We start from the raw sequence: 16,173 nt of genomic DNA on the forward strand, positions 1-16,173 counted from the left end.
ATCCTGTCCCATCAGACTATTACTGTCCACAAGTAGCGGGATAAAAATTGAATCTACGAGTAATTCTATACAAACAATTCCATTACCTTTACATTTTAGGTAAGTGAAATTTTCTCAATATTTATGTGTAAAACGAAAACAATACTTTAGAAATATATTTCTTTTGTAAATTCCTTTACCTTATACTTTTTAAATAAATGTGAAAAAAAATAGGTTATTTTTTACCTAACGGTAGGTTGAAAATATTGTTAATGAATGATACGATTTATGTAACCTTTTTTAGGAGGATTTATTATGAGAAAAAGTGAAGAAACACTCTCTTCCATAGTGGAAGCAAGCTATCGACTGTTTGCTATGCACGGTATTGCCAAAACGACCTATTCAATGATTGCTGAGGAAGTTGGTATCGCCAAGCCATCTATTTATTATTACTTTAAATCTAAAGATGCATTAATCGAAAGTATTTTTAATGAATTATGCGAAGCGATGCAGTTCTCCTCTTTCTTCCATACAGAAGAGTTTACGAAAGAGAATTTCATTGAGAAATGTATTGAAATTGGCTTTAAAATGATAGACGAACAACAGAAAGATCCTTATTTTAATCGTGTATTACAAGAATATGTATTACTATCTTCAAGAAACGATATGTACAAAGATCGATTACTAACTGTACAAACAGAATATTTAAACGGATTTGAATCACTCCTAACAAAAGCAAATGAACTTCAACTCCTTCAAAATAAAAATCTAGTTTCAAAAGCTCATATGTTGGCATTAGTACTTGATAATATCGGAAACTTCATGATGTTTGATGTAAATATGAATTATAAACAAATATGGATTGAAGCTGTCCACAGCATATTCGAAAGAAGTGATTCATATGAAAACTAAAAAACGAATTATCGGCTTAGATTTTGCTAGAGCTTTGGCGATGTTTGGAATGTTACTAGTTAATTTCATGGTGATAACAGGGGCGGAAGGAAATGGGCCTCCTCTGTTAAAAACCTTTATGTCACTTTTTGAAGGTAGAGCTTCTGCCTTGTTTGTTATACTTGCTGGGATTGGCATAACTTTAATGACTAAATCGTCTGTTGCTAGCCAAGAGAAAATAAAAATCAATACCAGCCGAATATTGATTTGGAAACGATCACTATTCTTATTTATTTTAGGATTATTATTGTATGTAATGGAATGGACGGGAGATATTTTACACTACTACGGCGTTTACCTTTTCATCGCTGCATTACTAATTACTGTACGAAGAACTATACTAATATGGCTTTCTATCATTATTTTACTTGCTGCACAATATCTCCAACTTACTTTCAACGCCTTCGAAGGATGGGGAGGCACAATCCCATTTATAAACTATATAGACTTTTGGACCTTAAAAGGTTTTCTTCGCAACTTATTTTTTAATGGCTATCACCCTATTTTCCCATGGTTTTCTTTCTTCTTAATCGGTATGATAATTGGCAGATTAGATCTTCATAATAGAAAAATTAGACATAGATTGCTCTTACTCGGTATCACAGTAACGATAATTATAGAGCTGTTGTCCAAAGCATTAACTCACCTTTTTATCCCATACATTGGTGAGGAAGCATCTACATTTTTGTTTAATACAGGCCCTATTTTACCAAATATATTGTACGTCGCATCTGCTGCAGGATCCGCTATTGCTATATTAATAATTTGCCTCTACATTGCTGAAAAACATGAAAAGAATTGGTTTATTACATCCATTGTACAAACAGGCCAATTAACATTAACTCATTATGTAAGTCATGTATTTATCGGTATTGGGATATTGATTCTATTAAATAGGATGGAACATCAAACACTATTATTCGTTTTACTATTTGCTACTGGATTTTTCATTTTCAGTGTTTTATTTAGCGTGTTATGGAGAAAGAAATTTTCTAGAGGCCCCATCGAATGGATTATGAGAAAATTAGCCGGATAATCTCCTAGCATGCAAAAAGGAAGTTGGAATGATTCCAACTTCCTTTTTGCTTTAATTAGCCGCGTTTAATTTAATTCGGACTTTTGTCTCACCTAAAGAAAGTTCATCATCCTCATTCGTTAAGTGACCAAATTTAAATTGCTTGACGAGTAAGTTTTCTTCCAATAAATCTTTATGATTCATTAACGTTTGCTGTAGTTCTTCTTCTGTATCAAGAATTACATCCACTCGTAAATTAACCGGTAAATTCAACTGCTTACGATATTCTTGAACGGCGCGAATAAATTCACGTGCTACTCCTTCTTGTAACAATTCCTCAGTTACATTCGTATCTAACATAACCGTATATTGTCCGTTAGTCGTATTTGAGAATCCTGATTTCGCAACTTTCTCTACTAATACATCTTCAGCCGTGACAATTACTTCTTCCCCTGCTTTTGCTTCATATACTGCTTTTTCTGTTGATACAAAATTTTGTACTTCTTCTTGTGATAATTGTTTTAGCCACCCGTTTACTGCATTCACATTTTTACCAAACTTCGGTCCTGCTGTTTTAAAATTCAGCTTTAATTGATATGATGTGTATTTCGATTCATCCAGTTCAACATGGAATGCTTTCACATTTAGCTCATCCATTACGATATCACGATAAGATTCCCAATCGATATCATTTTCATTATGCTCAAGTAATACAAGCTCTGCTAACGGCTGTTTTACTTTTAATGAATGTTGATTACGATTACTTCTTCCAAGTTCAACAACTTGTAAAACAGCATCCATTTTCGCTTCTAACTTTGGCTGGATAAGTGATTCGTTTACAACCGGATAATCTGCTAAATGAACGCTGCTTCCTTCTAAATTCAGATGAATATCCTCAGCTACAAACGGTGTAAATGGTGCGATTAATTTACTAATTGTTACAAGCACTTCATGAAGTGTTTTATACGCAGCTGCTTTTTCAGGATTCATACCTGATTCCCAAAAACGATTGCGTGAACGTCTTACATACCAGTTACTTACTTCATCTACAAGAGCAGCAATTTCACGAGCTGCATTTGTGAATTGATAATCATCAAGTGCAGTTCTTACCTTTCTCGTTGTGCTATGCAATCTTGATAACACCCATTCATCTAATTTTGTCCGCTTAACTTCATACTTTTCTTTCGGATTATATTCATCTAAACTTGCATATAAAACATAGAAGCTATACACATTGACTAACGTATCTATAAATTTAGATTTCGCTTCTTGTACTGTTCTTTCAGAAAATCGTTTCGCATTCCACGGCGCACTATCAACGAGTAGAGCCCACCTTAGAGCGTCGGCACCAAACTTCTCTACTAAATCAACAGGATCTAGTGCATTCCCTTTACTTTTAGACATTTTCTGTCCTTCTTCATCTAGAACATGCCCTAGTGATAACACTCGTTTATACGGTACTTTCCCTGTATATAGTGCTGATACGGCTAATAAACTATAGAACCAGCCGCGTGTTTGATCAATTCCCTCCGCAATTACATCTGCTGGAAACTGTTCTTCAAATAACTCTTTATTTTCAAACGGGTAATGATATTGCGCAAAAGGCATGGAGCCACTATCAAACCAAACATCAATTACTTCTGGTGTACGGTTCATTGTACTCCCGCATTTTTCACAGGACACTTGTACTTCATCTACATATGGCTTATGCAATTCTAAATCTTCAGGCGTTTCTTTTGTACTGTGCTTTCTTAATTCGGCAATGCTTTTCGGTGCGAATTGATGATCGCAGCTTTCACATTCCCACACGTTTAACGGTGTTCCCCAATATCTATTCCGGCTAATATTCCAATCCACCATGTTTTCTAAAAACTTACCAAAGCGCCCGTGCTTCATATGGTCTGGATACCACGTAACAGAATCATTATTCTGTAAAAATGTTTCTTTAATCTCAGTTGTTCGGATTAACCAGCTTTCTCCTGCATAATAAAGTAATGGTGAATCACAGCGCCAACAATGTGGATAGCTATGCTCATATTTTTCTTTATGATATAGCAAACCTTCCTTCGCTAAATAACGAACAATATCAACGTCACAATCTTTTACGAACTTACCTTCAAGAAATGGTACCGCTTCTGTATACTCACCTTTCTCATCTACAACATGTAAGAACGATAACCCTTCACTTTGAACGACTTTATAATCGTCCTCCCCATATGCTGGAGCGATATGAACGAGTCCTGTACCACTATCTGCAGTTACAAAATCTGCCTCAATAACACGGTATCCATTTGTAACTTCCTTCATCGGAAACGGTGCTGTGTACGATGTATTTAATAATTCTTCACCTTTATGAACAGATAGTACTTCATAGTTTTCTTTTAATACTTCTTGTACACGTTCTTTCGCAACAATGTATACATATCCTTCTTGTTTCGCTTTAACGTATTCCATATTCGGATGTACGGCAAGTGCAACATTCGCTGGAAGTGTCCACGGTGTTGTCGTCCATCCAAGGAAATATTCATTTTCACTATCTTTCACTTTAAACTTAACTGTGGCGCTTAAATCTTTCACTGTTTTATATCCTTGTGCAACTTCATGTGAACTAAGAGATGTTTGACAGCTTGGGCAGTACGGTGAAACTCTATGCCCTTTATATAACAAGCCTTTTTCATGAATCGTCCCTAAAATATTCCATACACTTTCAATGTATGGATTCTCTAGAGTAACGTACGGATCATCCATATCCACCCAATATCCAATACTTTCCGTAAATTCACGCCACTGCTTCTCATATGTGAATACACTTTCTTTACACTTTTGAATAAATGGTTCAATTCCGTACTCTTCGATTTCATGTTTACCTGAAATACCAAGTTGTTTTTCAACACCTAATTCTACAGGTAATCCATGTGTATCCCATCCGGCTTTTCTTAACACTTTATATCCAGCCATCGTTTTATATCTCGCTACTAAATCTTTAATCGCCCGCCCAAGTGCATGGCCGACGTGTGGTAATCCGTTCGCTGTCGGTGGTCCTTCATAAAACACAAAAGATTGTGCGCCTTCTCGATTCTGAATTGATTGCTCGAAAATACTTTGTTCGTTCCACTGCTTACGAATACGTGTTTCTCTCCCTACAGCTGACTCTTTTACATCTACTTTTTTCATGTACAATCACTCCTTTGAATTTTTTAAAAAGCACACAAAAAACCCGTCCCTATGAAGTAGGGACGGGTTTACCCGCGTTACCACCCTAATTCTATTAGCTTTTCACTAATAGCACTTAGCAACGTACTAACATACGCGTTCTTTGTAACGGTAGACATCCGTCCGAGCTTACTTTGTTCAGCCACGGCTCCTCGGAGATGATTTTCAAATAACGTCTGCACACCGGATTTCAGCAATACACCGGCTCTCTGGGGAACAGCTCACTATTTTACTCTTTCTCGTCTTCAGATTTGTATACTTTATTAAAAGTTATTTTATGCCATTGGGCAATTAATTGTCAACCAATTCAAAACATATTTTTATTTATACCCTTTTTCTCTATTCTTATACAATTACTTTTCAAACTCTCGCAATCCTGCTAAATCTTCATCTTCCTCTGCAAGTTCAGCGAAAAATCCTGTTTCATCTTCACGAAGCACAATTTCAAGTTCATCTCTTGCCTCTTCATTTCTGTTTAATAATGTTAAATAACAAGCATGATCGTATCTTGCTAACAAGTCAGTAGCCTCAATTGCTAATATTTCACTTGTTATTTCTTCTGCCTTGGCCGTTTGCCCAGCTCTATGATACGAAGATGCTAAAGCAAGAAGAATTGCCGTTTCATTTGGATGATGTACAGAAGCACCTTCTAATAAATGAATCGCATCCTCATACCTCTCTTGACTTTGATATAATTCTGCTAAAGCAAGGAATCCTCTACTTACAAATGGTGTTTTCTCAATTAATTGTAAGCAAATTTTCTCCGCTTTTCTTTCTTCTCCGGTTTTACATAATACACTCGCTTGTAAAAGAAGAGTATCATAATCATCCGGTAGCTCTCGAACCATTTGTTTCGTTAATTCCAAAGCATCTCGTAACATAGCTTCTTCCTCACACTCAATGAAAAGATTTACAAGTTGCTTCGCTACATCATAATCCCACTTATGTTCTAACGATGTTTGTAATACCTCTATCGCTTCTTTATTCATCGCTGCATTCTCGTAAAATTGTGCAAAACGCTGCGCTGCCGTACTATTTTTCGGATTTAACTTTAAGGAAATCTCAAATAAATCAATAATAACTGTAATCATTGAAATTTCCTTCGCACGATTTTTCATGCGATAAAATGCTCTTGTAAATAAAGATTTTTTCGGTTGCTCATTTTGCTGCCTTTCTACTAACCTTTCAGCAACCGCAGTAGCTGCATACATAAACGCTGTACTTCTTTCTGCTTTTTTCACCTTTAGCGTATGAAGTACATCTCGTATTTGGGATAATTTTTTATGTTGTTCCATTGCTTTTACGTACACACCAAATATACGTTCGTTTCCCGAATCTTTATGCATTACTTTCAGCGCAACTTCGATTGCTTCTGCACTCTGTTTTTTAACAAGTACTTTCGCATAATGATATAGTACTTCCACATGCTCTTCATCTATTTTCATTGCGCATTCAATATATTCTTTTTCTTTATCTATGTCATTCATCGCGCCAAACACGTATGCAATCGCATCTAAACGCCATGTTTCAGGAACTTCTTCCGCCAATTTTTCTAATTCAACTAGCAATTCTTCATGAAGATTCAAATCTACTGAAAGCTGTGCCAAATATTCCATATTAATATGCAAAGGCTCTTCTTTCATTGCCTGGATCATATGACTTTGTTCTTTAGAACGATTTTCTTCTTTTTCGTATATTTCAGCAAGCTGTAAATGTACACCTGCGAAGTTTTCATCAAGATCTAAACATGTTTCATACGCTTTTTTTGCTTCTGTCAATTGTCCTAATGCCATGTATGTTTCGCCAATTCGATAATATGGCAATGCAGTTCTCTTTTGTTCTATTGCCTTGTTGTATCTCTTCATTGCCTGATCATACTGTCCAATAGATTCATATAAAACACCAGCGTAACAACCGTATTCAATTACATCCTCTTTTTCTTTTTCTAACGTTCTTAAAAACGCTATACCTCGTTGCACAAAAGCTGTGTCTTTTATTCGATTTACATACTCATCCAACACGCTCGCTATATTAGCGTATACGCTTCGTATACCGTTCTCTAATTTAGAAAGTGCAAGTTTTAACTCTTTTTCATCCCCACCTAATGCCATTTCAGCATCCCATAGCACCATGCCAGCATTCATAAGAAAATCTTGATTGTCTTCAAATTGCTTATTAATACTAACAATATAGCTTTTTGCATCCTCATATTGTTCCTCTGCCATATAAACTTGAGTTAAACCGAAATGGGCATATACATCTTCATTATTTTCTTCTAAAGAACGCTTATATATAGTTTCCGCTTCTTCAAGTTCATCATTTTGAAAATGCACATCTCCTAAACGAACATATAAAGATGCCTGATCTTCACAATTTTGAATTCCTTGTAATAAAATTTCCTTCGCATTATTCCTATCATCCAAATCTGATTCATAGATTTCTGAAAGCTTCGTATATAAATACGCTGCCGTTTTATCTAATTGAATTGCTACTTTAAGTCCTTTTATCGCCAAATACACTTTTCCTAAATGCTGCGCACATCTTGCACGTTCATACCATATGTGCGCTTCATACTTATATTCTTTTAATAAATCATTAAAGAATCCATATGCTTCTTCATATCGTTCTAAATCTATTAAAATTAAACCGTGATTTACAAGTGTAAACCTTTCAGGGCTACGTTCTATAGCTGTTAGAGAATACTCTAGCCCCTTTTCGGATTGATCCATATACATGTATGATAATGCTAAGAAACTCCATGCAACTGGTTGATCTGCATCCAATTGTAATGATGAACGAAAACTAGCAATCGCTTCTGCATAATTATCTTGCTCAAAAGAATAACGTCCATTTATAAGATGATACAACGCTTGACTATTTTTCTTCTCCACACTTTGAAGCATATGTCCTGCTTTTTCCATATCTTGCAGACGAATAAAGCACTGTGCACTATGCAGTTTCACAAAGTCAGAGCTCGGAAACTTTTCCATTAATTTTTCTATACAAAACTGAATAAAATCTTTATCTACTTCAGCATCTAAATGTTTAATCGTATATAGCCAAGTATTTGGATTTTCACTTGTTTCTTTTAAAAATAGTACTAACTTTTCAATTCCCTCTTTATCTTGCTCAGCTAAATGATCTGTAAGAGAAAAGATTGTTTTATAATAAGTGTGTTCTTCCTCATTTAAAAATGAAAGTTGTTCCATTCTATCTTTTGGTGTAAACGTAATAGCTAAACAATCTGTATAACGATATCTTTCTTGCAACTTATCATATTCCACAAGAATCGGTTCTAAGAAATTCGGATCTTGAATATAAAAAGCTTGCAGCACGTCGTCATAACCAGAAAGTACTTGTACATGGGAAGCGTGCTCAATATCTATACTTAATAAAACGGGAATACCTTGATCAAGTAATCTCTTATAATTTTCCACATTCCCTTGAAAATAACGATATTCGTAACCTTGCTCCTCTATATATGTAACTGTATCTGAAAACTTAGAACCTGTTACATCAAAAATATGTTGTGCTATTTCATCTTGCGTACGTTTTTCTCCCCATACCCCTAACATCATTTCTAAACTTGTCGGAACGCAATAGTTATCCTTTTGTACAACCGGAATTATTGGTAAACGAACTTTTTTTCCATCAGGATTTTTTTCTATATGATGATATAGAGAATTTTTCAAACTCTTTTCGCTTTTCAATAGTGCTTGCAAATCGTGAATATTATTTATTTTATAAAATGCTTCTGCACGTAAATGTATAAAATAAGTTGTATATGCATGATGCGGGAGCATGTGATTAATTTTATCTACTACCGCTAACATTTCTTCATAACGCTCTAAATCTAATAAATATTTTACTTTTTCAAAATAGAAATATGGTACTTGAGGGAACTTTGCAATCGCATCATTAATGAGTTGTAATGCTCGCTGCTGTTCACCTTTATATGCATATAATTGCGCCAATAAGTACGTAGCTAACTCTTCACAATCTTTATGCTGCTGACCGGATAAAAGTTGTTCCTCTGCCTTCTCCCACTCACCAGTCTGTATATATAAGTAACCCCATTTATCAAAAACTGCACGTGTACTATACTTTTCCGCCTTTTGCATATAGGCATAGGCCTCTTCATTTCGCTTCATATCTAACAAACATCTAACTAACGTAAAATATGCTTTCGTTAAAACATCCGCATCAGTTTCTTCTTCATTTACCTCTTCCAAAGAATCTTTTAATAATTGTTCAGCATCAAGGATTTTACGCTCATCAATTAACTCATCACAATATAAAGAGAGCGTTCTCATATTTGGGAATTTTTTATAAGTATAACGAATTAAAAAGGAGCTATATTGATGCATCAAACCTTCATCAGCAAGGCGAATTAATGTATCAAACTCCTTAGGTGACGAGACGTTAGAAAGCCAGTTCTTCACGTATGATAACTTATTCATTTCTTTTATATGTGCAATTTCATTATTTATCTCATGTAATCCATCTACAAATCTCTTTTCTTTCAAACAAATTTCTAATTGTTTAAAATCTAGCATGTATTCACCTCAAATAATTATTTATACTGCCATTTGCAAGCAGTATTCTAACCTACTTGCTTAGATTTTACACATCATATAGTATGCATTCAACTAAAACCTCATATAATGAACGATATTATTTAATATTATTCAAGTTTTTAACTAAATATCTTAAAAACGATACTTTTTCTCGTTATTTTGTTTAATTTGATGAAATAACATGTATTATTCGAAGATGAGTTTTATCTTCTTTTTTGAGGCTTCATTCAGTGAATGAAATTATATTAACGATTTCCTGAATATATATATCGTAACTTACAATAGATCAACGATTTGATAAGATATATCGATTTACCGACAAATCTTGATAATAATGGTAACCTATCCATATTAAAAATATAGCAATTCTCCTTCTCCCTTACTTTTCTAATATGATATTTACTTCTTTATTTCACCAAATGTAATTTTCATATTCGGAGCATACACTAAAGATGCATGTATATGAAACACTTCAAAAAATCGTAGTTCTGCTTCATATTGAGCGAGCGCTTCAGCAAATGTTAAGCCCCGACTCATTAAACGGTCTATAAATTGTTGTTTTTCACCTGGATTACTAGCAATCCCCTCTTCTTTTAGAGAATTATATAATCCTTGCTTATCATTTTGATTTAAATTAGAATCTAAAAAATTCACTTTATCACTTACTCTACATTCAATATTTTTAACACCTAATTCACTTAAATACATTGGTATTTTCATACCAATATTGCCATCTCTACCGTTTCTCTGTGTATCCCTTTCAAATAATTTCTGTAAAACACCTAGCTGGATGATTTCCGATTGATTCTCTCCCTCTAATACGTATGAAGACATATTTGACATCCAATGTGGCTCAAAACAGATTATTCTACCTCCTTCTTTAATCGAATGTATCATTTTTTCTAGCATCGTTTTTGGAGTACTCATATGTAATAAGAAGGCATGACAGATTGCTATATCGTATTTATTTTCCAAGTCAATTTCTGTAGCATCCCCCTCAATAAATTCTGCTTCATATGGGAGTGCACGAAACAACTCTCTCGCTTCAGCTATTAATGCTTTCCCGCTATCAATGCCTGTATATTTTGATCCATTTGGAAGCAAAGGCAACAAAACTAAGCCTAAATAACCATATCCACAGCCGTAATCAACAATATGTACCGGTTCAGAAATCTTCCAAACTGTATTTACTAAAAAACTTAAATAATCATCATTGTAATATAAATCTCTCGTATTTTTTAAATATGTTAGTTTACTGTTCCAATCATACTCTTCCAAAAACCACGCCTCCTTTTATATACAAAACTAAAGTTCTCTATAGATTAGCCATATCCCTACACTATTGTTGAAATTTCAGGCTAGTTAAGTATAAATAGCAAAATTCCAAAGTAAAAAAACTAGTGCATTGTTAACGATACACTAGCCTTTTTTATTTTACATCTCCTCAGGCGCCTCCACCCCAAGTAAACGTAATCCCTCTTTTAATACAACCGTCACAGCATAAGCTAATGCGATTCTACTCTCTTTTTCTTCGTTCTCTTCTAAAATACGAACATTTCCATAATATTTATTGAACGCTTGTGCTACATCTAATACGTATTTTGAAATAATAGATGGCTCATTTTTATTGAAGGCTGCTTCAGTTACTTCTGGGAATCTGTTGAGTAATTTTACTACACTCCAGCTGTAATCGTCTTTTAATTCAAAAGTACACGTTTCAAATTCTACACTTTCTTTTCTTAAAATTGAACAAGCACGCGCATGTGTGTATTGTACATACGGTCCTGTTTCCCCTTCAAATTTCAACATATTTTCTAATGAGAATTCAATATTATGCATACGCTCATTTTTTAAATCGTGGAAGATAACTGCTCCAACACCTACTTGCTTTGCCACTTCTTCTTTTTGTTTTAAATTCGGATTTTTCTCTTCAATATTTTGTTCCGCAAGTGCAACAGCTTCTTCTAGCACTTCTTCTAATAAAATAATTCTACCCTTACGTGTCGACATTTTCTTACCATCTTTTAATATGAACCCGAACGGTACATGTTCCATCCCATCAACCCAAGTGTAGCCAAGCTTTTTTAATACAGTGAAAAATTGATTAAAATGCAAGCTTTGTTCGGGTCCTACTACATATAAAGCCTTATCAAATTCGTATGTGTTTTGACGATACAATGCGGCTGTTAAATCACGTGTTGCGTAAATGGTAGCACCATCTGATTTTCTAATTAAACATGGCGGCATACCTTCTTCTTCTAAATTAACGACTAATGCCCCTTCTGATTCTTCCAGTAAGTCGTGCTCTTCTAAAATCCCAATAAAGTCTTCCATTTTATCATTATAGAAAGCTTCTCCTTGAAAGTTTGTAAATTCCACACCGAGAAGTTCATAAATACGAGAAAATTCTTTTAAAGACTCATGACGGAACCAATTCCAAAGTTCGACTGCTTCTTCATTTCCTTCTTCTAGTTTTTTAAACCATGAGCGTCCTTCTTCTTCTAGTTCTTTGTTCTCTTTTGCTTCTTCATGAAACTGAACATATAACTTAAATAACTCACGAATTGGATCCTCTTTAACAACTTCTTCATTTCCCCATTTTTTATATGCGGTAATTAACTTTCCGAACTGTGTTCCCCAATCCCCAATATAATTAATTCCGACAACTTCATATCCACATTTTTCGGCGATATGTTTCAGCGAATTGCCGATCATTGTAGAACGTAAATGCCCCATTGAAAAAGGTTTCGCGATATTAGGAGAGGAATAATCGATAACTACCGTTTTTTCACATCCAAAGTGATTTTGACCGTACTCTTCTTTCTCCGCTAAAATTGTTTTTAATACTTCATCACTTACTGTTTGACGATTAAAAAAGACGTTTACATACGGGCCAACAGCCTCTATTTTCGTAAAAAATGGGTCATTTAATTTCTCCGCAACTTCCTTTGCGATAGTAGCTGGTGATTTTTTATATTGCTTCGCTAGTGAAAAACATGGGAACGCTGCATCACCGAATTCATCTTGTTTTGGGGTTTCGATTAAATCTAAAATTTGATTTTGCGTTAATTCGTCCGTAATAATATTTGATAAGCTCTTCGCAAACTGCGTTTTATACTCCATACTGTAACCTCCTTATTTTTTAAAACACAAAAAACTCGTCTCTAAAAAAGAGACGAGTTTTAACCCGTGGTACCACCCTTGTTGTTCATTACGAACCACTTTCCCGTTTATAACGAGGACAGGGGGCCTCGGCTTACTCTACTATTCGTTCAAGAAGCATCTCCGAAGTGCGCTTCATCTTTTCTTCCGCACTAGGCTCACACCATCCCTAGCTCGCTTTCCTTCTGAAAAAGACTACTCTCTTCATCACAGACAGTATATTTAATTAATTATTGCTTATTATACATCTTTTCAAACAATTAGCAAAGGTCAATTACCCCAAAATGAAACTTTGCACTTTTTCTTTTGTATACGTGAAAATTGTGTTTTTCAAATCTAGTACTACGGAAATGGTCTTTCAGAACGACACGTTTTCTCGCCACACGCTTCGCTTCCGCAATTGTTTCATCAGTAATATCATGATACAAAGCGAAGTGTTTTAACCCTTTAATTCCATCTGATTCTATGACAGTTTCTTCAAACATCGGATCAAGGTAAACAACGTCATAACTATTATCTTCACATTGCGTTAAAAAAGCGAAATGCTCTGTTTGCTTTACATGGATTCTTTGCATTGCCTTATCGATTTCAGAAACTGATGAAGACCATGCTTGCAAACCTTTTTCCATTATGTAAGCCATATATTCGTTACCTTCAAGTCCTGTTACTGTTCCGTTCTCACCAACGATATAACTAGCTACAATACTATCTGATGCCATACCGAGCGTACAATCTAACACTGTCATTCCGCTCTCTAACTTTGCAGCTTGTACAAATGGATCGTGCTCTCCGCGCATTAACCTTTTCACACGAAACATCGCCGAATTTGGATGAAAGAAAAACGACTCTTCCGTACCCTTTGGATAAATAGCTAATCGGTTTTTCCCTACGACAAGTACATCCTGTTTATACTGCTCATGCAGTTTGTGTACAGGTATATCATTACGTAAAACGAAAGAACAATTTAATTCTTCCGCTACCTTATTTGCATAAGCTATCATTTCTTTATTTGTTCTTCCTGCTGTTGTTACTATCATTTTTTCACCTCTATATAAAGAAAAGAGGGAGATTCACTCTCCCCCTACTTTAGCAATTCTTTTCGAAAGCTTGTTCTAAGTTTGTAATAATTTCGTCCATTGTTGCGCCTTCAATTTCATGACGGTGAATGAAGTGAACAACTTCTTTTCCTTTTAGTAATGCCATAGATGGTGAAGATGGAGGGATTTCTCCGAAGTATTCACGCATTTTCGCAGTAGCGTCTTTATCTTGACCTGCAAATACAGTTACAAGATGATCAGGTTGTTTTTCAGCACGTACAACCGCTTGACCAGCTGATGGGCGTGCTAAGCCAGCTGCACAACCACAAACAGAGTTTACAACTACTAAAGTTGTACCTGTTGCATTCTCAATAAATTCTGTTACAGCTTCTTCTGTAGTTAACTCTTCAAATCCAGAACGCACTAACTCTTGGCGCATTGGAATTACCATTTGACGCATGTATTCTTCATATGCATTTGACATCTTGTAATCTCTCCTTCAACTTTCATTCCAACTTCATCATATCACGCGCTATTAATAGGTGCAAAAGAAAGATAACGATGATTTCATTTTTTTGTAGGGATTTCACAAACCCCTTCACGGCAGTGTCCAACTGGGACAAGTTTTCTATTGTTAGCGATATAATCATATACTTTGCTTCCAAATCCAAGTACGATAGATAGCTTTATAAAAGGAACTGCAAACCAATAAGATGGAACGGCCTTTGCTAATACGTTAATGCTATGAATTCCGTCATACCACTTATTATTTTTTAAAATATACAGTCTTTGTTCCATCTTACTTTGTAATTCTTGAGAAAGTTCATATTTCTCAACTACATCTTCATCTCGAAATGAAACAAATTTCATCTTACCCTTTTTATCTAATTTTTTCGTACGTTCTGCAACTGCTGTACACATCGGACACCAACTATCATAGAAAACAATCATATATTATTCCCCTTTACGAGACTCCGTCATTTGCTTCCATACAGAACCTTTTGCTTCTTCGCCGCCTTCAATACGTTCTAAAGCTAAACGTGCTTGCATTGCTACTTCAAACTCTGGATCATCTTCTGCTGCTTTTAATGCCGGAATTGCACTTTCATCACCAAGTTCAAATAAGAACATTGCTGCACGCCAGCGTACTAATTTACTTGAATCTTTCAGAGATTTAATCATAACGAACATCGCTGCTGGGTCACCTACATCCGATAAGCAATCTCCCGCTGTACGGCGAACACTTACAGAACGATCTAATAACGCCTTATATAATAACGGCAATACGCCTTCACCTTTTACCATACCTAAATAAGCTGTTGCTAAGCGGCGAATAGATACTTTCTCATCATCTAGCGCCATTTTCAATACCGTCATATCCTCTTCCGTTGGATCCATTTGTTCTAGAGCTGCAAAACGGTTTTTCCAGTCAGAATCTTTCATCATCTCTTCTGTTACTTTATATGGCTCACGCTTTTGAATCGTTACTTCAACAGCACCTGCTTGATCTAATAATTCTTTAACCGTTTGATTTACACGTTCTTCTGAATAAGCAGCAACAATTTCTTCTACTACTTCTTTCCCGATTTCTTCAAAATTACCGTAACGTGTACTTTGCTCTACCCATTTGCGCTCTTTCACAACGTTAGGTGCAGACATTTGCACTTTCATAATGGATTCTTTAAAACGATCAGGTAAGCCTACACGCTCTTCTGTCGTTCCATCTGTTAACTTCACTTGCATCGGAATAGTAAAGAACATTTGAACAAACACTTTCACTTCTCCAAAATGAGAAAGTTGTTGTTCTTCGCTTTCTTCCACTATTTCTTCACCAAAAACGGCACGAACTTGTTGTAATAAAACTTTCCAGTCATACTTCGCATTTCGCTCCACTGCTAAAAAGTCTGCTACATGATACACACCTTTAATGCCTTCAATCTTCAAAATTTCTTGCACTTGTACTGGTGCTTGTTCTTTATTTTCATTTGTATAATTATTACGCGCTCCTGATGGTAATACTTCATTCAAAATAACTTTCATTGTATTCGGACTTGGCGTCGGTTCAATTGCTTTAATTTTCACTTAAAAATACTCTCCTTTATTGCGTGTTCTTAGCTGTATTGTAACATGTTACCCCTTTATACTCCTACTCGGATGCTTAATTTTGCTGATTTCTTCCCATCATCATACTTTTTCATGCTTTCTCTTTCCACCTAATTATTCCGAAACTATAGTTAAG

The 16,173-nt window shown here is 35.2% G+C and carries 10 protein-coding genes and 2 other annotated features; of the genes, 2 read left to right on the forward strand and 8 right to left on the reverse strand.

The window, feature by feature from the left end:
• Nucleotides 1-294 precede the first annotated feature (294 nt).
• Entirely contained in the window at nt 295-891 is a 597-nt protein-coding gene (locus QCI75_RS16200) for a TetR/AcrR family transcriptional regulator (RefSeq protein ID WP_353760828.1), read from the forward strand.
• Nucleotides 881-1,966, forward strand: coding sequence for a DUF418 domain-containing protein (locus tag QCI75_RS16205; RefSeq protein WP_353760829.1), 1,086 nt, complete (start codon nt 881-883; stop codon nt 1,964-1,966). Before QCI75_RS16200 ends, QCI75_RS16205 begins: the two co-directional genes overlap by 11 nt.
• Nucleotides 1,967-2,017: 51 nt before the next feature.
• Here QCI75_RS16205 and ileS read toward each other — a convergent pair whose 3' ends face one another.
• The 8 genes from ileS to QCI75_RS16245 form a co-directional block, all read right to left on the reverse strand.
• Nucleotides 2,018-5,119 carry an isoleucine--tRNA ligase gene (ileS, locus tag QCI75_RS16210; protein ID WP_353760830.1) on the reverse strand — a complete coding sequence of 1,034 codons (3,102 nt, stop codon included), beginning with the start codon at nt 5,117-5,119 and terminating at the stop codon, nt 2,018-2,020.
• Nucleotides 5,120-5,174: 55 nt separating this feature from the next.
• Nucleotides 5,175-5,413: a binding site (T-box leader), on the reverse strand.
• A 98-nt stretch (nt 5,414-5,511) separates the two neighbouring features.
• Nucleotides 5,512-9,714, reverse strand: a complete 4,203-nt coding sequence (locus QCI75_RS16215) for a tetratricopeptide repeat protein (RefSeq protein ID WP_353760831.1) — start codon at nt 9,712-9,714, stop codon at nt 5,512-5,514.
• Nucleotides 9,715-10,134: 420 nt separating this feature from the next.
• Nucleotides 10,135-11,013: a class I SAM-dependent methyltransferase gene (locus tag QCI75_RS16220; RefSeq protein WP_144507995.1), complete on the reverse strand. Its 879-nt coding sequence runs from the start codon at nt 11,011-11,013 to the stop codon at nt 10,135-10,137.
• Nucleotides 11,014-11,169: 156 nt separating this feature from the next.
• A complete protein-coding gene (argS, locus tag QCI75_RS16225; RefSeq protein ID WP_144507993.1) occupies nt 11,170-12,858 on the reverse strand; it encodes an arginine--tRNA ligase in 1,689 nt (562 codons plus the stop codon).
• Between the two features lie 45 nt (nt 12,859-12,903).
• Nucleotides 12,904-13,117 (reverse strand) — a binding site (T-box leader).
• 40 nt (nt 13,118-13,157) lie between these two features.
• Nucleotides 13,158-13,934, reverse strand: a complete 777-nt coding sequence (locus QCI75_RS16230) for a class I SAM-dependent methyltransferase (protein WP_144507991.1) — start codon at nt 13,932-13,934, stop codon at nt 13,158-13,160.
• Between the two features lie 49 nt (nt 13,935-13,983).
• Entirely contained in the window at nt 13,984-14,418 is a 435-nt protein-coding gene (locus tag QCI75_RS16235; protein WP_002065140.1) for a BrxA/BrxB family bacilliredoxin, read from the reverse strand.
• 83 nt (nt 14,419-14,501) lie between these two features.
• Complete coding sequence (locus QCI75_RS16240; RefSeq protein WP_144507989.1) at nt 14,502-14,885, reverse strand: thiol-disulfide oxidoreductase DCC family protein; 384 nt, start codon at nt 14,883-14,885, stop codon at nt 14,502-14,504.
• Nucleotides 14,886-14,888: 3 nt separating this feature from the next.
• Complete coding sequence (locus tag QCI75_RS16245) at nt 14,889-16,016, reverse strand: conserved virulence factor C family protein (RefSeq protein WP_144507987.1); 1,128 nt, start codon at nt 16,014-16,016, stop codon at nt 14,889-14,891.
• Nucleotides 16,017-16,173: the final 157 nt, after the last annotated feature.

The organism is Bacillus cereus group sp. RP43 (assembly GCF_040459645.1).
GTDB classification, from domain to species: domain Bacteria; phylum Bacillota; class Bacilli; order Bacillales; family Bacillaceae_G; genus Bacillus_A; species Bacillus_A mycoides_C.

What these genes read in the sequence shown, in the direction of transcription:
- QCI75_RS16215 (WP_353760831.1), bottom strand. Translation starts at nt 9,714, where the DNA reads ATGCTAGATTTTAAACAATTAGAAATTTGTTTGAAAGAAAAGAGATTT.
- argS (WP_144507993.1), bottom strand. Translation starts at nt 12,858, where the DNA reads ATGGAGTATAAAACGCAGTTTGCGAAGAGCTTATCAAATATTATTACG.
- ileS (WP_353760830.1), bottom strand. Translation starts at nt 5,119, where the DNA reads ATGAAAAAAGTAGATGTAAAAGAGTCAGCTGTAGGGAGAGAAACACGT.
- QCI75_RS16205 (WP_353760829.1), top strand. Translation starts at nt 881, where the DNA reads ATGAAAACTAAAAAACGAATTATCGGCTTAGATTTTGCTAGAGCTTTG.
- QCI75_RS16235 (WP_002065140.1), bottom strand. Translation starts at nt 14,418, where the DNA reads ATGTCAAATGCATATGAAGAATACATGCGTCAAATGGTAATTCCAATG.
- QCI75_RS16230 (WP_144507991.1), bottom strand. Translation starts at nt 13,934, where the DNA reads ATGATAGTAACAACAGCAGGAAGAACAAATAAAGAAATGATAGCTTAT.
- QCI75_RS16200 (WP_353760828.1), top strand. Translation starts at nt 295, where the DNA reads ATGAGAAAAAGTGAAGAAACACTCTCTTCCATAGTGGAAGCAAGCTAT.
- QCI75_RS16240 (WP_144507989.1), bottom strand. Translation starts at nt 14,885, where the DNA reads ATGATTGTTTTCTATGATAGTTGGTGTCCGATGTGTACAGCAGTTGCA.